Source organism: Enterobacter sp. QK-SA4, assembly GCF_056856775.1.
Genome location: NZ_JBXFXH010000007.1, coordinates 1,235,556 through 1,254,976, shown reverse-complemented (window position 1 = coordinate 1,254,976; position 19,421 = coordinate 1,235,556). Strand labels below are relative to the sequence as shown.

At 57.9% G+C, this 19,421-nt stretch carries 13 protein-coding genes; 4 read left to right on the top strand and 9 right to left on the bottom strand.

All coding sequences use genetic code 11. From position 1 onward, the window contains the following. From AC1VYI_RS07635 to AC1VYI_RS07600, 8 genes are all read right to left on the bottom strand, one after another. A complete protein-coding gene (locus tag AC1VYI_RS07635; protein WP_023308812.1) occupies positions 1 to 621 on the bottom strand; it encodes a YfgM family protein in 621 nt (206 codons plus the stop codon). A 13-nt stretch (positions 622 to 634) separates the two neighbouring features. Continuing rightward, positions 635 to 1,909, bottom strand: a complete 1,275-nt coding sequence (gene hisS, locus AC1VYI_RS07630; RefSeq protein ID WP_134867278.1) for a histidine--tRNA ligase — start codon at positions 1,907 to 1,909, stop codon at positions 635 to 637. 80 nt (positions 1,910 to 1,989) lie between these two features. Beyond that, positions 1,990 to 3,108 (bottom strand): flavodoxin-dependent (E)-4-hydroxy-3-methylbut-2-enyl-diphosphate synthase, encoded by a 1,119-nt coding sequence (gene ispG, locus AC1VYI_RS07625; protein ID WP_223604595.1) that lies wholly within the window; start codon positions 3,106 to 3,108, stop codon positions 1,990 to 1,992. A 26-nt stretch (positions 3,109 to 3,134) separates the two neighbouring features. Continuing rightward, complete coding sequence (gene rodZ, locus AC1VYI_RS07620) at positions 3,135 to 4,148, bottom strand: cytoskeleton protein RodZ (protein ID WP_023308815.1); 1,014 nt, start codon at positions 4,146 to 4,148, stop codon at positions 3,135 to 3,137. A gap of 293 nt (positions 4,149 to 4,441) precedes the next feature. Then, positions 4,442 to 5,608 (bottom strand): dual-specificity RNA methyltransferase RlmN, encoded by a 1,167-nt coding sequence (gene rlmN / locus AC1VYI_RS07615; protein ID WP_014171168.1) that lies wholly within the window; start codon positions 5,606 to 5,608, stop codon positions 4,442 to 4,444. Between the two features lie 169 nt (positions 5,609 to 5,777). Beyond that, the gene (gene ndk, locus AC1VYI_RS07610) at positions 5,778 to 6,209 is read right to left on the bottom strand and encodes a nucleoside-diphosphate kinase (protein ID WP_003860625.1); all 432 of its coding nucleotides are present in this window, start codon (positions 6,207 to 6,209) and stop codon (positions 5,778 to 5,780) included. Between the two features lie 156 nt (positions 6,210 to 6,365). Next, positions 6,366 to 8,690 carry a peptidoglycan glycosyltransferase PbpC gene (gene pbpC, locus AC1VYI_RS07605; protein WP_226484191.1) on the bottom strand — a complete coding sequence of 775 codons (2,325 nt, stop codon included), beginning with the start codon at positions 8,688 to 8,690 and terminating at the stop codon, positions 6,366 to 6,368. 1 nt (position 8,691) lies between these two features. Next, entirely contained in the window at positions 8,692 to 13,644 is a 4,953-nt protein-coding gene (locus AC1VYI_RS07600; RefSeq protein WP_482878702.1) for an alpha-2-macroglobulin family protein, read from the bottom strand. Positions 13,645 to 13,930: 286 nt separating this feature from the next. Between AC1VYI_RS07600 and AC1VYI_RS07595 the strand changes: the two genes are divergently transcribed. The 4 genes from AC1VYI_RS07595 (at position 13,931) to AC1VYI_RS07580 (ending at position 18,561) form a co-directional block, all read left to right on the top strand. Continuing rightward, a complete protein-coding gene (locus tag AC1VYI_RS07595) occupies positions 13,931 to 15,475 on the top strand; it encodes a PTS transporter subunit EIIC (protein WP_134867276.1) in 1,545 nt (514 codons plus the stop codon). 12 nt (positions 15,476 to 15,487) lie between these two features. Beyond that, the gene (locus AC1VYI_RS07590) at positions 15,488 to 16,855 is read left to right on the top strand and encodes a 6-phospho-alpha-glucosidase (RefSeq protein WP_134867275.1); all 1,368 of its coding nucleotides are present in this window, start codon (positions 15,488 to 15,490) and stop codon (positions 16,853 to 16,855) included. 90 nt (positions 16,856 to 16,945) lie between these two features. Further along, on the top strand, positions 16,946 to 17,791 hold the full coding sequence (gene sseA, locus AC1VYI_RS07585; protein ID WP_023308820.1) for a 3-mercaptopyruvate sulfurtransferase: 846 nt from the start codon (positions 16,946 to 16,948) through the stop codon (positions 17,789 to 17,791). After that, a complete protein-coding gene (locus AC1VYI_RS07580) occupies positions 17,791 to 18,561 on the top strand; it encodes a MurR/RpiR family transcriptional regulator (RefSeq protein WP_045399628.1) in 771 nt (256 codons plus the stop codon). Before sseA ends, AC1VYI_RS07580 begins: the two co-directional genes overlap by 1 nt. Positions 18,562 to 18,578: 17 nt before the next feature. Here the strand turns inward: AC1VYI_RS07580 and sseB are convergent, their stop codons facing one another. Continuing rightward, positions 18,579 to 19,355 carry an enhanced serine sensitivity protein SseB gene (gene sseB / locus AC1VYI_RS07575; protein WP_023308822.1) on the bottom strand — a complete coding sequence of 259 codons (777 nt, stop codon included), beginning with the start codon at positions 19,353 to 19,355 and terminating at the stop codon, positions 18,579 to 18,581. Between the last annotated feature and the right edge of the window lie 66 nt (positions 19,356 to 19,421).

Here is a 19,421-nt window from a genome sequence, read left to right as displayed (position 1 = left end):
TCAGACGGACAAATTATTTATTTTCATCTGCATCATTTCGCTCAGCGCAGGTGAAGCATTGCTCTCTACGCCAGCTTGCCACGCTTTACGCGCGCCCGCTTTGTCACCTTTGCTCAGCAGTGCTTCACCGCGCAGATCGGCAACGATGGCAGCAAAACCTTCGCCTTTGATGGTATCGAGCGTTTTCAGCGCATCGTCAGCTTTTTTCTGCTGAACCTGAATACGTGCCAGGCGCAGATTGATCACCGCTTTCAGGTTCTCATCGCTGGCCGCAGCAAGGCTCTGCGAGAGCTGTGCAGCGGCTTTATCCAGTTCGTTCTTATCAACGTACTGCTGAGCCACTTCCAGCGCAGCCAGTGCACCGTAGGTGTTTTTGTTGTCAGCCGCAAATTTTTCTGCCGCAGCCAGCGTTTGCGGCTGATCGGCACGAATTGCGCTCACGGTATTTTCATAGGACAGCGACGCGCCACGCGCGGAATCTGCCTGATGATTGTTCCAGTAACGCCACCCCACCAGCGCACCGATACCTAAAATAACCCCAACAACCAGCGCTTTGCCGTTTTCAACAAAGAAGCGCTTAATCGCGTCGACCTGATCGTGTTCGTTCTCGTAAATTTCCACGCAGTCCTTCTCCTTAGCCCAATAGAGTGCGCAAGTGCGCCGCAACGCCGTCCTGCGTTACCGTTGTCTGCTCACCAGAGCGCAGGTCCTTCACCACCACTTCGCCGTTAGCCACTTCGGACTCGCCCAGCACCAGTGCAATACTTGCGCCCCACTTATCGGCACGCGCAAACTGTTTTTTGAAGTTGCCGCCGCCATGGTTGGTCATCAGCTTAACGCCCGGCAGCGCATCGCGCACGCGTTCGGCAAGCTGTATTGCCGCAGACTGCGTTTCCGCACCTGAGGCCACCAGGTATATATCGACAACGGAATCTGCTTTAAATTCCGGATTAACTGCCTGAACCAGCAAAACAAGTCGCTCAAGCCCCATCGCGAAGCCAACCGCAGGCGCAGCGCGACCGCCAAGTTGCTCAACCAGACCGTCGTAACGGCCGCCCGCGCACACGGTGCCCTGAGAACCGAGGCTGGTGGTCACCCACTCAAACACGGTACGGTTGTAGTAGTCCAGACCGCGTACCAGGCGCTGGTTCACGGTATAGGCGATACCCGCCGCTTCAAGCAGCTTGCAGAGGCCCGCAAAGTGTTCGCGAGATTCGTCGTCCAGGTAATCCCCCAGCGCAGGGGCATCGTTCAGCAGTGCCTGAACATCCGCGTTTTTGGAATCAAGAACGCGCAGCGGGTTGCTGTACATACGACGTTTGCAGTCTTCGTCCAGCTTCTCTTTATGCTGTTCCAGAAACGCCACCAGCGCATCGCGGTAGTTAGCGCGAGCTTCCAGAGAACCGATAGAGTTCAGCTCAAGGGAAACGTGATCGGCGATACCGAGCGCACGCCACCAGCGGGCGGTCAGCATAATCAGTTCAGCATCGATGTCCGGGCCCTGCAGGCCAAAGACTTCCACACCCAGCTGATTGAACTGGCGATAACGCCCTTTCTGAGGACGTTCGTGGCGGAACATCGGGCCGATATACCACAGGCGCTGCTCCTGATTGTACAGAAGACCATGTTCGATGCCGGCGCGTACGCAGCCCGCCGTCCCTTCCGGACGCAGGGTCAGGCTGTCGCCGTTGCGGTCCTCAAAGGTGTACATCTCTTTTTCAACCACGTCGGTGACTTCACCGATCGCGCGTTTGAATAACGGGGTCTGCTCTACAATCGGCAAACGGATTTCGCTGTAACCGTAGCTGCCGAGCACCTGCTTCAGTGTGCCTTCAATGCGCTGCCAGATGGCGGTTTCGCCAGGCAGATAATCGTTCATGCCGCGGATGGCTTGAATGTTTTTTGCCACGTTTATTCTCTTTCTATATACAAAAAAAACCCAAAGAATGGGTTCAATCATACATGGGAAGCGGCACGCTTCCCATCACGTTATTTTTCAACCTGCTGAACGCTGATACGCTGTGTTTCGTCCATCATGGCGGCTTTGGCGCGGATGCGGGCTTCAAGCTGGTCGATCATGTCGCTATTATCCAGACGATCTTTACGAACGCCATCTTCATAGAGACCACTTTTCTTGTTACCGCCGGTCACGCCCAGAGTTGACACCAGCGCTTCACCCGGACCGTTTACCACACAGCCGATGATGGAGACGTCCATCGGGGTGATAATGTCTTCCAGACGCTGCTCCAGGGCATTCACCGTCCCGATCACATCAAACTCCTGACGTGAGCAGGTTGGGCAGGCAATGAAGTTGATCCCACGCGCGCGAATGCGCAGTGACTTCAGAATATCGAAACCGACTTTGATCTCTTCGACCGGATCGGCCGCCAGCGAGACGCGCAGGGTGTCACCGATCCCTTCGGAGAGCAGCAGCCCCAGACCGATCGCAGATTTTACAGAGCCGCTGCGCAGGCCGCCCGCTTCGGTGATCCCGAGGTGCAGAGGCTGGTCGATCTGCTTTGCCAGCAGACGATAAGATTCAACCGCGAGAAATACGTCTGACGCTTTTACGCTGACCTTAAACTGGTCAAAGTTAAGACGATCCAGATGATCCACATGGCGCATCGCGGATTCGAGCAGCGCCTGTGGCGTCGGCTCACCGTATTTTTCCTGCAGATCTTTTTCCAGCGAACCGGCGTTAACGCCGATGCGGATAGGGATATTTTTATCGCGAGCGCAGTCCACCACCGTGCGAATACGCTCTTCGTTACCGATGTTGCCCGGGTTAATACGCAGGCAATCGACGCCGTATTCGGCCACTTTCAGCGCGATGCGGTAGTCGAAGTGAATATCAGCCACCAGCGGAACGCTGACCTGCTGTTTGATCAGTTTAAACGCCTCAGCGGCATCCATGGTCGGGACGGAGACGCGAACAATGTCCGCGCCTACACGTTCTAATGCTTTGATTTGATTGACCGTCGCTTCTACATCGGTAGTGCGCGTGTTGGTCATCGACTGAACGGCGATAGGTGCCCCATCGCCGATTGGCACATTCCCAACGTAAATCCGTTTCGATTTTCTACGTTGAATCGGAGCCTGGTTATGCATGAAAAATCTCCCGCGTTGCCCGTCTGTTACTGTGCTGCTGATTGTTCGGCATTAACGGTAAGACGTGCAACCTGGTTAGTTCTGATAAAGCGGCTCAGGTCGACAGGTTTTCCTTGATACTGGATCTGTACCGCTGCCGGAGCGCCGATTTTAAGTTTATAGGGAGCCTGGCCGGTTAGGTTTAACGTGCCATCTTTACGCTGCAGGCCGCTGAATAGTTTTTTACCTGTCGCGTCAGTCACTTCCAGCCAGCAGTCGGCGCTGAAGTTCATCACCAGCGCGTTGGGATCGGCTGCTGTCGCCGTACCCGCCGGGCTGGTTGGCAGAGTCGCTGCGCTATTGTCCGCAGGCTGAGCAGCCGCAGGCGCGTTCGCCGCAGTATCAACATTAGCCTGAGAAGGGGCAACAACCGCGTTTTGATCCTGAGCCTGCGGTGCAGCGGTGTTAGCCGTTGCTGCCGGAGCCTGTACAGCATCGGTCGCCGACGCGTCTGGCGCTGCGGTCTGTGGCTCGCTTGAGGAAGCTGCGCCGTCGGTATTCAGCGGCACGTTCTGGGCATTCTCACTTCCGGCCTGGTTGAGTTCGGCGGAGGATTGATCGGCCATGGTGGTGATCTCTTCCTGCTGGGCCTTGTGGTTTTGCCACCACCATGCGCCGGTCAGACCGATCACCACAAACAGCACCAGCCAGGTAAAGCTCATCAGCCAGCCATCGCGTTTTTTACGACGTTTCCCCAGGGAGAAGGTCTGCATCGGCGCAACTTTTGCTGCACGGACCGGTGCCTGCTTCTCCATCATTGGCAGTAATTCGTTTTCGGGGATATGCACCAGTTTTGCGTAAGAGCGGATATAACCGCGCAAGAACGTTGAAGCCAGATCGGCAGGTGCCTTATCTTCTTCAATATCGCGAACCGTGGAAACCTTCAGGCACAAGCGTTCCGCAACGGCTTGCTGGCTGAGTCCGAGTTGTTCACGGGCGTTGCGAAGACGAACGCCAGTGGAGAGTGCTTCATGTTGGTCGTGAGTGGCTTCAGTATTCATTCGCTACAACTACTGGTACGTGAAAAATAAGGGTTCAGGTGCCGGTGAGTCACAATGCCACCCGCACCGCGAAACTTCTGGTCAGTTAACCTTGAACAGAGAGTATAAGACTGTCAGCCCGGAGATGACAGTACAGCCCTGCCCGTACGGCTAAACTGTTGTTACGTCGTTACATACTGCCCGAAAGTCGGATGAAACGCACCGTAATTATTGTTCAGTCATCACGAATCTGACTGATTATTCAGTAAGAGTATGCTTCACGGCGCAGATAATGCGCCGTGAGTGCATAATAATCAAACAGCTTTAACCGCAATCGTCTCGCCCTGCATGCGTTTACGCAGGGTACGTTTGGTACGGTCAATAACGTCACCAGCCAGCTGTCCGCATGCTGCATCAATGTCATCACCACGGGTTTTACGCACGATGGTGGTGAAACCATACTCCATCAGCACCTTGGAGAAACGGTCGATACGGCTGTTCGAGCTACGGCCATACGGCGCGCCCGGGAACGGGTTCCATGGGATCAGGTTGATTTTACATGGCGTATCTTTCAGCAGTTCAGCCAGCTGATGTGCATGTTCGGTACCGTCGTTGACGTGGTCAAGCATCACGTACTCGATGGTGACGCGGCCCTGGTTGGCATTGGATTTCTCCAGATAGCGACGCACCGCAGCGAGGAAGGTTTCGATATTGTACTTTTTGTTGATCGGCACAATTTCGTCACGAATTTCGTCGTTTGGTGCATGCAGGGAGATCGCCAGCGCAACGTCAATCATATCGCCCAGCTTGTCCAGCGCAGGCACAACGCCAGAGGTAGACAGCGTGACGCGACGCTTGGACAGACCAAAACCGAAGTCATCCAGCATGATTTCCATCGCCGGAACGACGTTGGTCAGGTTCAGCAGCGGCTCCCCCATCCCCATCATCACCACGTTGGTGATAGGACGCGTACCGGTTACTTTTGCCGCACCGACGATTTTCGCGGCACGCCAGACCTGGCCGATAATTTCTGACACCCGCAGGTTACGGTTAAAGCCTTGCTGCGCGGTAGAGCAGAATTTGCACTCCAGCGCACAGCCTACCTGAGAGGAGACACACAGCGTGGCGCGGTCTTCTTCCGGGATGTAAACGGTCTCAACGCGCTGATCGCCTACCGCAATCGCCCATTTGATGGTGCCATCCGCTGAGCGCTGCTCTTCCACCACTTCCGGTGCGCGGATTTCAGCCACTTCCTTAAGCTTGTTGCGCAGGACCTTGTTGATGTCAGTCATGTCATCAAAATTGTCGCTGCAGTAATGGTACATCCACTTCATGACCTGATCGGCACGAAACGGCTTTTCGCCCATCTCTTTAAAGAACTCGCGCATCTGCTGACGGTTCAGATCCAGCAGGTTGATTTTTCCATTTTTATTGGGAACCGCAGGAATGGCGACTTCGGAGGTATTCACTAATTCAGACATAATATTTTCCGGCCTCGTTGTTACACGTTATGGCCCATGGAGGGTTGAATAGAAACGCCCCGGAAAGCAGTCTGCTCATCCGGGGCGTTGCATTGTACAAAGTCTGGCGCAGGGATGCCACGTCTGGACGCGGCATTTACGAAAATAATGTGTAAACGAAACCGTTAAATTAACGGGTGCGTGGACACACTTCGCCTTCAGCGAAGAAGAAAGCGATTTCGCGTGCAGCAGATTCAACAGAGTCAGAACCGTGGGTACCGTTCTCGGTGAAGCTGTCTGCATAGTCAGCGCGCAGGGTACCTGCCAGCGCGTTGTCCGGGTTGGTTGCGCCCAGCAGGTCACGGTGACGCTGTACTGCGTTTTCGCCTTCCAGCACGGATACCACAATTGGACCGGAGGTCATGAACTCAACCAGGCCGTCAAAGAATGGGCGACCTTCGTGCTCAGCGTAGAAACCGCGAGCCTGCTCAACGGTCAGGTGCAGCATTTTGGTGCCAACAATTTTGAACCCTGCAGATTCAAAGCGAGCGAAGATGCTGCCAATAACGTTTTTTGCCACCGCGTTTGGTTTGATGATGGAAAAAGTACGTTCAATAGCCATGATAACCTCTGTCAATGTTCTGTTGTTTTTCATACCTGAGTATGGTGTGGCGCGGATTATAATGAGCAATAGCGCCATTGCCTATGGATTCAGGTAACATTTTTTTAAAATAAGACGAGTTTTAGCAACAGCTCACATCTGAAAGCTGTTTTCAGATCACTGCAGCGTAAAATTCACCGTCGCGACCTGACCGGTCTCATCCATAACGAGTAACTGATAATCGCCAGATTTATCAAGCTGTAATGTGTAAACTCTTCCCTTCACATTCAGCGGTTCACCGTTCAAAAACCACCAGCGCTCACCGCTATTGCCGGTCGCCTGAAGCGGCAGCGAAACGCGGGATTCCCCCGGCAGACGTTTGATGACGGCCCCTTCACGCACGCCTGTCAGGATGAGTGGCGCAGGTGCGTCCTGCGACAGCGGAGGACAGGTGGTTGATGAAGAAGGGACCCGTACCGCGCGACGCTCGGTCGCCGGCAGCCACGGCTCCAGCGGCAGCGGCCAGACATCCAGGACTTTTTCAGTTGCATCAGGGCAATCTGCCGCCACGCGTTTACCCGTTTTATCCAGCCAGACCGGGAAACGAATGCCGCGTATCCCTTCCTGTTCGGGCAATAGCAGCGTGGGCGGTTCACTCCCTTCCAGCAGCCAGGTCGACAGGCGACGCCGACAGTTTTCACTCCCTTCCGGCAGCGACTGGCCGCCCGGCCAGCAGATCACGCCCCGCCCGACGCTCTCCGGACGCGGGTCGCGCGGCAGGCGGGCCTCGTCTACCGATGAGCGTGACTGAAGCAGGTTATTTACCTGATTTAAGAGTGGAACCGCGCTGGCGAAACCAAACTGCCCCGCTACGGGCGTGCCGTCCGGTCGTCCTGTCCAGATGCCTATTACGTAACGGGCATTCAGACCAATCGCCCAGGCATCACGGTAGCCGTAGCTGGTGCCGGTTTTCCACGCCAGCGGCGCGATTTGCGGTAGCGCATTATCCGGCAGCGGCTGCGCCTCGTTCGCCAGAATACGGCGAATAATCCACGCCGAGCCTTGCGACAGCAGCGGACGGTCAATGAGCGGATCGCCCGGCCGTAAACGCAGCCTTCCCGCCTTACCGTGTCGGGCAAACGCGCTGTAGGCCGCTGTGATATCCACCAGCCGGGCGCCTGCCCCACCGAGGATCAGGGACAGATTCGGCTGCGCCCCCGCAGGCAGGATCAGCGGTAAGCCTGCGTTGCTCAGCATCCCGGCAAAACGTTTTGGCCCGTAGGCTTCCAGTACCTGTACCGCGGGCAGGTTGAGGGAGCGCACCAGCGCTTCACTCATGCTGACCGGTCCGTGGAACCCACTGTCAAAATTCCCGGGGCGATAATCACCGGTTTTTCTGGGAACGTCCTGGAGCAGCGAGGCGGGATGGATCAGGCCATCGTCCAGCGCCATACCGTAAATAAAGGGCTTTAACACCGATCCCGGGGATCGGATCGCATTGACCATATCCACGTGGCTGAAACGCGTGTCATCGTTAATATCCACCGAGCCGACCCAGCCGCGCACTTTCATATCCGTATGATCCACGACGATCATCGCCAGCGAGCTGCGTGCCGGCAGGCGAGATTTCCAGTTCATCGCCAGCTCTTCCAGCTGCCGCTGTAGCCCGGCATCCAGCGTGGTGACAATTTTAGTGTCGCGGCTTTTGCCTAGCATCATGCGTGCAAAGAGCGGCGCCAGCTGCGGCATCTGCCGGGGCGCCAGCCATACCGATTCCTCCCGTGATTCTTTGACCTGCTTCGCGGACCAGACGCCCTGCGTGACCATGCGGTCTAGCACTTTGTTGCGCGCCGCCTCGGCCCGTTCAGGCCAGCGGTCCGGACGCAAGCGGCTGGGTGCCTGCGGCAGTACCGCCAGCAGCGCCGCTTCGGAATAGCTGAGCTGCGACGGCGGTTTGCCAAGATAGGTCCAGCTTGCCGCTCCGACGCCCTGCAGCGTGCCGCCAAACGGAGCGCGGTTGAGATAGAGGGTGAGAATGTCTCGCTTGGAAAGATGCCACTCCAGCTGCATCGCCCGCCAGAGCTGACGAACTTTGCCGCCAAAGGTGCGCGGATGTGGGTCCAGCAGGCGTGCCACCTGCATTGTGAGCGTGCTTCCGCCAGAGACGACTTTGCCAGAACTGAGATCCTGCCAGGCAGCGCGCAGGACAGAAAGCGGGTTTACGCCAGGGTGATCCCAGAACCAGCGATCTTCATACTGGATCAGCGCCTCAAGGTAGCGGGGAGAGACCTCTTCAATGGTAACCGGGTAGCGCCAGATACCGTCGCTATCGGCAAAACGCCAGAGCGGCGTGCCCTTCTCATCCACCACCACCCGGGCGGGGTTAACCTCTTTCAGAGGCAGCGGCCACAGGCGGTCGGCGGCGACAATCAGCCCCCATAAAACGAGAAGCGCTCCCGCCAGCCATAGCCAGCGGGAGCGTGTCAGACGTGCCATTCGCATATTACGGAACAACAATCAGCGGGCCGCTGGCCGACCCCGTTGCCCGCCACTGCGGAACGTACATAGACTCCACCATCGGGACCGGCACCTGATAGGTTCCCGGCGTCACGGCGCGCGCCAGATAGACCAGCGTGACTGGCTGACCTTCATTTACCGGCACGGCGGCCACAAAGCGGTCGTCGCGGAATTCCATATGCTGAATGTCCGCCTGCTGCATCTGGCTGAGCAGGTTCTGTACTTCGCTACCGCTGTCCTGCAGGCTGGCGCTGCTGCTTGCCAGGTTCTGGTTTTCCAGCTCCAGACCCGCAGGGAGGAGATCCACCACCAGCGCATCCGGCACGTTCTGGCTGGCTTTAACTTCCAGCCACACCAGCACCAGCTCACCGCTCTTCAGGGAAGAGAGTGATTTAGTGCTGCCGTCGGTTGCCAGGATATGACGTTCAACCTGCAGCACGTTCGCGCTCGGCTGAGGCGCGTATTCCGGATAGCCGGTGCTGTCCAGACGCACCCACAGCGGAGTCGTGCCAGTATTGGTCACCTGCAGCGCGCCAAGTTGGTCGCCGCTCACGTTTTGTACCAGTGACTTATCGCCGCCAGATGCGGTCTCAGACAGAGAGGTTTTCGCCTGCCATGTACCGGACAAGGTTTGCAGCGAACGTCCGGCCAGGAACAGCGCATTGCTCTCCTGCGTTGACAGCCAGCGCTGGCTGAAGGCCTGTTCAGACAGAGCATTCAGCAGCGTATTCTGCGCATCCGGCAGCAGCTTGTACTCCTCCAGCAGGGAGAGCATCAGAGCGTTATCGCGAAGCTGGCTGCCGTAATCGGCCATCCAGGTTTTGCTGTCGTTACGCGGCGTTTTGAGTGCCAGGTCCAGCGCCTGCTGGCTGCGCGGTGCATCGCCCATCAGTTTGAGCGCCATGCCCAGCTGCATCAGCGGCAACCCGGAAGCCGCCTGCTCGTGGCGATCCCAGATTTCACGCAGCGCGCCCAGCGGCGCTTTTTGCTGACGTGCCAGCACCAGCGCGGCATAGGCCTGCACGGCGAACTTGCTGGCCTGAGTATCATCGCTGTAGCGAATGGACATCATTCCCGGATCCTGGAGGTAGCGCAGCAGGCGGTTATTGGCGTTATTCACCGCATCGGCAGGTACGCTGTAACCCTGATCGCCCGCGCGCACCAGGAAGTCGGTCACGTAGGCGGTCAGCCAGTACTCTTCCGGGCCGTTTTTATCCCACAGCGCAAAACCTCCGTCTTCACGCTGCATCTGCAGCAGACGGGAGATGCCAATATCAATCGCCGCACGGCGCTTATCATCGGTGTCGCCTTTGATGCCAAGTGCAGTCAGCTGCGCCGCGTTGGTGTAGAGCGACGGGAACAGGCCACTGGTGGTCTGTTCCAGGCAGCCATACGGATACGCCTGCAGTTCGCGAATATAGCGCGCCAGGTTAAGCGGTGGTTTGCCGCTCAGCAGCAGCTGTCCCTGCAGGGTAGCAGGAGAGAAACCGTTACTATGCTGCGCCGGTGCGGTCCAGGACTCGCCGGGATTCAGCATGGCACCGGTATTCACCGTCTGCGCCGGGAATGCCGGACGCACGCCGATTTTCCAGCTCTTCTGCTGCGGGGCGAAGGTCTCACCCGGGAGCTGCAGGCCGGTCACCTGAGCGATCACTTCACCGTCACCATAACCGTCCAGCGCACGCACCGGAATAAACAGGGTGTTGCGTGCGCCAGGAGACAGCTGAATCGGCTGCGGCTGCCCGCCTTCCAGCGACAGTTTTCCTGTCGCGGTCAGGGCGACGTTCAGCGTTTGCGGCTGGTCGGTGAGGTTAGTGATATCCAGCGTCAGCCGCGAGGTATCTCCGCTTGCCAGGAAGCGCGGCGTATTAAGCTCGGCAATGACCGGCGCGGCCACCACAACCTTGCTTTCACTGCTGCCGAAATCGTCCTCCGTCCAGGCCTGCGCCATCAGACGCAGCTCACCGTTGAAGTCTCCTATCGGCAGCGCAACCGTGCCTTCTCCGTTGGCATCCAGCGTGACCGGCTGTGCCTGCTGGGCAATAATGGTGACGTGGTTCACCGGCGGCTTACCGCCGCGCTTAAGCTCATCACCGTCACCACCAAAGCGCAGCGCGGCCAGGCGGCCCTGCCCTTCGATGACCTGGCCATAGATATCGTAAATGTCCGCGCCATAGCGCTTCTGACCGAAGAAAGCCTGCCACGGATCGGGCGTAACGTAATCGGTAATATTCAGCACGCCGCTGTCCACCGCAGATACAAGCACATTCACTTTCTGCGGCACCGCCCCCTCTTTCACGCTGGCTTTCACCTTCACCGAGAGCGTCTGATTTGGACGCATCTTCTGTGGGTTATCAAGCGCAATGTTCAGACGGCGATTTTCGTCGCCCATCGGCAGATGCAGCAGGCCGACCGCGCGTTTCGGCGTGGCGGATTTGGATTTATCACCCGGACGTACCACCAGCGTGCTGAGGTAAAGATCGTGACGTTTCCAGGCTTTGTCGACCGGGATAGCGAGATCAAGCCCGTTTGCCGGTACGTCGATCTCTTTCCACCACAGCGGCCCTTCGCTGGACTCAATCATCGCATAGCCCTTGCCTGCTGCCGGCGCGGCAATGTGCAGGTTGATGGTATCGCCTGGCTGATAGGCTGGCTTATCCAGCTTCAGCGTCACGCGGTCAGGGCGTGCAGCCCCTGTGCCGTCGCTGTTATCCTGCCAGCTGTATCCCGCCCAGAAGCGTACGCTGCTGACCATCTCATCAGGCGCTTTCACCTCCAGACGATAAGAGCCCCACTCCACCGGGAAGGAGACTTTACCCGTCTCGTCGGCCTTGAGCGTCAGCTCCTGCTCGCCTTCAACCAGATCTTTCTGATCGAACTGAGACTGCCAGCCTTCGCTCTCTGACCAGTTCCAGAAGTAGTCCCGACGCTCGCGAATCAGGCGAACCTGTAACCCGGAAACGGCCTTTTTCGCGCCGCTGGCATCGGCGTAAACAATGTCGAAGCTGGCGTTACCGTTCTCGTCAACAATCGGCTGGTTGACGGTGGTATCGGTGCGGTAGTCGTAAACGGCTTTACTGGCGAACTGAGGGCGAATACCCGGCAGCTCAGCCGCTGGCCAGATGGCCTGCTCGGTGCGACGCGTCACCGGACGACCGCCCGACTCCAGCAGGCTGGCCTGCAGGATCAGCTGCAGCGGAGAGTGCACCTCTTTCCACTGGCTTTCGGTAGAAACCTGCCCACGCCCCTGCTCATCAAGCGTAAGCTGAACTTCATCCAGGCTGCGGCTCAGGTTCTCCTCGGCGATATCGCCAAACTGGAAGCCCGGCAGCGCAGCCACCGCGTCACGCAGCGGACGCAGGAAAAGCTGGCCCTGCAGGGAATTACCGTTGGCCGGTGCGCCATACAGGTAATAGCCCACCACGTTAAAGTCCACGTTATCCTGCGGTGAAACCGGCGATTTTTGTCCGCTCAGGTTCAATGCCATACGCTCGGGCATGAAGTCTTCGACGTGGAAGTCCCACAGGCGCTGCAGGTTATCGCCCGTGTTGGCACGGATATGCCACATACCGGTCTGCGCTCCGCTGTCCAGCGGATAGTTAAAGCGATAGAGCCCATTCTCTGGCTTGACGACAATCGTACGCGCGACCTCTCCATCCGGGCGCAGCACGTCAAGCTTCACGGGCTGATCGGGAAGCGGCTTACCGTCACTGTCGCGCAGCAGGCCGTTGAGGATCACTGTTTCACCCGGACGATAGAGATCGCGCGGGCCAAACATAAAGAATTGCTTGCTGTAGCCGGGGCTACCGGCAATATCGAACTCCGCCAGATCCAGCGCCGGAAGCTTGAGGTCAAGCAGCGTGGTCTGACCGTCTTTGCTCGCCAGAATCAGCGCGGCTTCTTTGTCCGTTTCAAGCTTCGCATGACCGTCGGCATCGCTTTTCGCCTCAGCGAGAGTCTGGCCTTTGTCGTTCAGCAGCGTGACGGTCACGCCGGACTGCGCCGCACCGTTTTCCAGACTCTGAGTGAAAATATCCAGGCGGTTATGATAACGGTGAGCGGACAGACCAATATCGCTTAAGGTAAAGAGCGTTGCGGCGTTGCTGTAGTTGTAGTGCCCTGCCTGGTTCATGACCGCGATGTAAACGCCAGACTGCTGGAGCGGTTTAATATCCTTCAGGGGCAACAGCAATTTTTCGCGCGTATTGCGCGCCGGATTAAGATCGAATCGACCGGTGTAAACCAGCTCCGCCATCTTCAGCAGGTTATCGGATTCCCAGTTGGTCAGCGAGTTACGGTACTCCCACTGGCTGACAAGGGAGGCCAGCGATTCCGGCTTCACGCGGTAAAAGTTGACATCGACATTGTTGACGTTGAGCGCCATCACCGGCAGACCTTCCACCACCTTACCCGGCAGCAGCGAGCCGCGGCTGGCAAAACCAACGGTGGGTTCAATGTCACGGGTGGTCAGGGCTTTTTCATAATCAATGCCAAACGTCGCCTTGTTCAGCGCCTGCAGGTCACGTTCAACGGTGACGACCAGATTGCGGTTAGGTTCCAGATGGCGCAGTCGAAGCTCTTTCAGGTTAGGCGCAAGTTCCCACGCCCCGTCAACCTTGCCGCTTTTCTTATCCACGACATGCACCGTTTTGGCGAAATCCTGATCGGGATTTAGCGGAACAGAAAAGGTCAGCACCAGCGTGGCGGCACCGTCGAGCTGAACTTCAGAGGTATCCAGCAACGTCAGCGCTTTTCCCTGACTCTGGGCAGCCAGTTTAGCCAGCGTTTCTGCGTTGGGCTTTTCCGCGGCTTTCGGTGTCGATGCGGTGGATGCCGCGGGAGCCGCAGCCTGGGGTTTATCGTCGCTGTTATCACAGCCGACAAGCGTAAACGTGGTAAGCAGCGCAAGAGAAAGCGCGGCTAAGCGAAACGGTTTCATCCTTTATCCCTGGCCCATGGAGCCTGTTGGTCGTCGTCCGGATAAGTATTATCCGCAAGTTTCATTAATTCAAAAAGGCCAATTTTAAAATCTGGAAAGCCCCTCGCAGAATGGCATCACGTCGCTACGCCGTGATGGAACCGCGATCACAGCACATAACGTCACATGTTACCTTTCAAGTCATTTGTTTTTAAAACAAGAAGATAGCTGGCTAAGCTCGCCTGAAGGCTGCTAGTTTTATGACCATGACGCACCCCGAGTGCGCGGTTCAAAAAGAGAGAAAGCCATGAAACGAGCCGTGAACGCTCTACAAAATTTCGGAAAATCATTGTACGGACCGGTACTTATCTTACCGATCGTCGGTCTGTTTATCGCCTTTGGTAACGTGCTGGGTAACGGTAATCTCGCCGAGTACCTGCCGTTTCTTGGACATCCTCTGATTCAGCATACTGGTCAGCTTATCGCGAAATCTGCCGTGTCGGTGCTGGTTAACCTGGCGCTGGTGTTTGCCGTCGGTATCCCGATTGGTCTGGCGACGCGTGATAAAGGCTATGCCGCGCTGATTGGCCTGGTCACCTTTATCGTGTTCATCAACGCCATGAACGTCACGCTGCAGCTGCAGGGCGCGCTGGCGCCAGTTGCCCAGATGAAAGCGGCCGGACAGACCATGGTGCTGGGCGTGCAGGTGCTGGAGATGGGCGTTTTTGCCGGGATCCTGACCGGGGCGCTATCCGGATATCTGTACAACAAATACTCCGGCGTACAGTTTAACGGCGCGATGGCGATTTACTCCGGCCACTGTTTTGTCGCCATCGTCATGCTTCCCGTCTCCATGCTGCTCGGCGTGGTGATGAGTGAACTGTGGCCGTTTGCCCAGCACGGCATTAGCGCCCTGGCGCTGGCCATCAAAGGCTCCGGGCCGTTTGGCGTGGCAATCTACGGTTTCCTGGAACGAATTCTGGTCCCCACCGGCCTGCACCATCTGGTTTATACCCCGTTCCTCTATACCGAGCTGGGCGGCACGCAGGAGGTGTGCGGCGCAACCTATCAGGGCGCGCGCAATATCTATTTCGCCGAGATGGCCTGCCCGGACGTGAAGCAGCTCAGCAGCACCGTGGTGTGGGACGCGCGCGGCATCAGCAAGATGTTCGGCCTGCCTGCCGCCGCGCTGGCGATGTATATGACCGCCAGGCCGGAGCGTAAAGCCATTGCGAAAGCCATTCTGATCCCGGCGGCGCTGACCTCGCTGCTGGTCGGCGTGACCGAGCCGATTGAGTTCTCCTTCCTGTTCGTCGCCCCGCTGCTGTTCGTGGTGCACGCGGTGCTGACCGGCATCGGCATGATGCTGTTCTCGCTGCTGGGCGTTCACGCCATCGGCGCCAACGGGATTATCGACTTTATCCTCTACAACCTGCCGCTCGGCACGGAGAAGTCCAACTGGCCGATGTACATCGTGGTCGGGCTGATCATGTTTGCCCTCTACTTCGTGGTGTTCCGCTTCCTGATCCTGCGCTTCAACATGAAAACGCCGGGCCGTGAGGATGACGATCGGGAGACGCGCCTCTACAGCAAGCAGGAGTACCAGGCGAAGGGCAATAACGACGGGCTGGGCGAATCCATCGTGACGGGTCTGGGCGGCAGGGAAAACATTGAGGTGGTGGACAACTGCTACACCCGCTTACGCGTCACGGTGAAGGACGTCGCCATTATCGACGAGCCGCGGCTCAAGGCGACTGGCGCGAAAGGGATTATCAAACAAGGTAACAACGTTCAGGTGGTCTACGGGCTGCACGTCAAAAAAATGCGAGAAGCCGTTGAGACGTTTCTCTGAAAGGAGCTAAAGATGTTTATACCCCCATTCATTCTTTCGATTGCCGGCGGCGGTAGCACCTACACGCCGGGCATTGTGAAAAGCCTGATGGTGCGCCTGCAGGATTTCCCGCTGGCTGAAATCCGCCTTTATGACATCGACGAGGCGCGCCAGAACACCATTGCGCCCGTCGTCGAAAAGGTCATTCGCGACCACAGCCAGAGCATCAAGTTCACCGTTACCAGTGACCCGGAAGTGGCGTTCAGCGGCGCGCATTTCGTCTTCGCCCAGATGCGCGTCGGCCAGTACAAGATGCGCGAGCAGGATGAGAAGATCCCGCTGCGCCACGGCGTGGTCGGGCAGGAAACGTGCGGGCCCGGCGGCCTGGCGTACGGGCTGCGCACGATCCTGCCGATGGTGGAGCTTATCGATCTGGTGGATCGCTACGCGCACGAAAAAGCCTGGATCGTGAACTACTCCAATCCGGCGGCGATTGTCGCGGAGGGCGTGCGCCGCCTGCGGCCAAATGCACGGGTGCTGAACATCTGCGATATGCCGGTGGCCGCGATGCGCAATATGGGGGCGATTCTGGGTGTCGATCGCCGCAGGCTGGAGGTGAACTACTTCGGCCTGAACCACTTCGGCTGGTTTACCCGCGTGCTGGTGGACGGCGAAGACAAGCTTCCCGAGCTGCGTAAGCATATCGCGAAGTTTGGCCTGCTGACGGAAGATGCGGCCAAAACCGATCCGCAGCATTCCGATCCATCATGGGTAAAGACCTGGCGCAACATTAAGCCGATCATGGACAACTTCCCAGAGTATCTGCCGAACCCGTACCTGCAGTACTACCTGATGCCGAACCAGATCGTCGAGCATCAGAACCCGGACTATACCCGCGCCAATGAAGTCATGGACGGGCGCGAGAAAAAGCTGTTCGCCGCTGCCGAAGAATACAAGCGCACCGGGATCCTGCCGGACGCCTTCCACGTGGGCGTCCACGGCGAGTTTATCGTCGATGTCGCCTGCTCGCTGGCCTTTAACCTGCGAAGCCGCCATCTGGTGATGGTGGAAAACCGCGGGGCGATTACCAACCTGCCTTACGATGCGGTGGTGGAAGTGCCCGCTTATATCACCTCCGAAGGCCCGGAACCGATTCGCGTCGGTCAGGTGCCGCTGTTCCATCAGACCCTTTTGCAACAGCAGCTTGCGTCTGAGCAGCTGCTGGTGAAAGCGACCATCGAGGGGAGCTATGAGAAAGCCCTGCAGGCGTTTACCCTCAACCGCACCGTGCCGACCATGGAACACGCGAAAGCGATTCTGGATGAGATGATCGAGGCCAACCGCGACTACTGGCCTGCGCTGCAAAAAGCCTGGCAGGATGGCGAACCGGTGAAAAAATAGGGGCTTGCTCGCGAGTTGAACGTGGTTTGCTTGTCGGTGTCAGAAAAAACACCGACAATCCTTTTTTACGGAAAAGAATGGAGGCAACCCATGTCCACCTCATATTTTGTCGCCGCCGACTGGCTGATTGAGCACGGTGACGATCCGGAAGTTCAGATAATTGACGCGCGTATGGCCCCGCCGGGGCAAGAGCATCGCGACGTGCCCGGTGAATACCGTGCAGGGCATCTGCCTGGCGCGGTATTTTTTGATATCGAAGCCCTCTCCGATCGCAACTCTCCCCTGCCGCACATGCTGCCGCGCCCGGAAGCGTTTTCTGTGGCGATGCGCGAGCTGGGCGTCAGCAAAGACAAACACCTTGTTGTCTATGATGAAGGTAACCTCTTCTCCGCCCCGCGCGCGTGGTGGATGCTGAAGAACTTCGGCGTGGAAAAAGTCTCGATTCTGGCGGGCGGGCTGGCGGGCTGGAAGCGCGACGAGCTGCCGCTCCAGCAGGGTGACGTGACGCTTCCGGAAGGCGAATTCGATGCCACGTTCGACGCGCACGTGGTAAAACGCCTGACCGACGTGCTGGTCGTGAGCCATGAAAAAACGGCGCAAATCGTCGATGCCCGTCCTGCTCCGCGCTTCAATGCCGAAGCGGATGAACCGCGTCCAGGGCTGAAGCGCGGACATATTCCGGGGGCGCTGAACGTGCCGTGGGGCGATCTGGTGTTTGAGGGAGAGCTGAAAACCACCGACGAACTGCGCGCCATTTTTGACCGTGCCGGCGTTGATTTACACCGTCCGATTATTGCCAGCTGCGGCTCCGGCGTAACGGCCTGCGTGGTGATCCTGGCGCTCGCCACGCTTGGCGTAAACGACGTCACGCTTTACGATGGCGCCTGGAGCGAATGGGGTGCGCGGGACGATCTTCCTGTCGAACCCGCGAAATAATGGATAACCGCCTGGCCACGCTGTTAACGCGCGGTGCGTCGCTGACCCGCGCGGAGTATCGCGTCCTCGCCCACCTCACGGAGCACCCGATGCTGGTGGGCAACATCACGGTGCGAGAGCTGGCGCAGGCGACATTTGTTTCCACCGCCACCATCATGCGGCTGTGTCAGAAGCTGGGGTTTAGCGGCTTTAGCGAGTTTATCTGGCACTGCAAGCAATTGCTCTCCGACACGCCGCATATTGCCGCCCAGGCGCCCTCCCTTCCAGAACTCCCGGTGCTGTTTAATCAGTTTATCGCCAACTATCAGCACACCTTCCAGTGGGTCACGCAGGAGAAGCGCCAGCAGTTTGCCGACCTGCTGCGCCAGAAAGAGAGCTTCTTTCTCTACGGGGCCGGTTTTTCCTATCTGTTTGCGGAGTACCTGACCAAGAAGCTGCAGGTGCTGGGCAAAACGGCGTTTATCTCCGGGCCGGGAGACAGCCGGAATATTTTCCTCAGCAACGCCTCACGCTATCAGGTGTTTATTGCCGTCTCGCGCAGCGGCGAAACCGAGCAGGTGCTGGATAAAGCGCGGATTGCCAAAAACGTCGGTATGACGATTGTCGCGTTTACCCGCGCCTCAGCCAATACGCTGGCGGGGATGGCGGACGTGCATTTTGCCCTCTATGACGAAGCGGTACACTTCGCCGCCGAAGCCGCGGGGGTGACGTCGTTTGAGTCGAATCTGGTGCTGCTGATGGATTTACTGCTGCTGGAAGCAACGGGGTGATATTCACCCCGCCGTAATCAGATGATGCGGTTGGTTTTGAGATCGCGCAGGAAGCCGCCCCAGCGACGCTCGTAGAAAGGCGTGATGTGCTCGGTAATAAAGTGGCTGATGCCCTTTTCACCGTTCTTCACCTGGCAGATATCAATCGGCTCGTCGCCCGGCAGCGTGTCGGTCGCCACGCTTCCCGCCGCCTGAATGATGTCGTCGATATCGCCGTCCGCCTCAATACCAATCAGCAGCACCGGCTGCTCGTCCGCACGCTCTTTAATGGAGCAGAGAAACGCGCGTCTAACCGGTTTCAGGGTTTTGAACAGCGTCGTCAGGGAATCAATCATCTGCGCGGGCGGCTCGGCCACTTCAGACAGCAGCAGCGTTTCGCCCCCTTCCAGCACTTCCTGGGTGCTGAGCGGGTTGCCCTCTTCGCCTATCAGATGGCTGATTTCACGCGGCGTAAACTCTTTCCCGGTCGGCAGCTTCGCGTTAAGGAACAGCGTCTGGCCCAGCGTCATTTCAAACAGGGTACGCACCGGCATCACCACGAACGCCTGTTCGTCTTCTACCGCTTCCTGCAGAGCTTCCAGCGAGGTAAAGAACGGGATCACCGACGTGCCGTCGTCTTTCTCCCAGTGCAGCAAATCCAGCGCGCTGTCTTCTACAACCTGCTCACCTTCCGCCGCGGTTCCCGGCACCCAGACGGTGGATTCCAGCAGCGTGCGGAAAAATGCCGGACGGTGGGCGGGCTCGGTCGCCGCCTGCTCCAGCAGGGTTTCTAATTCGTTTTTGGTTTCGGACATAACAATTCCAGATGATGCATTTCCCCTCACCCCGGCCCTCTCCCTCAAGGGAGAGGGAGCAAACCA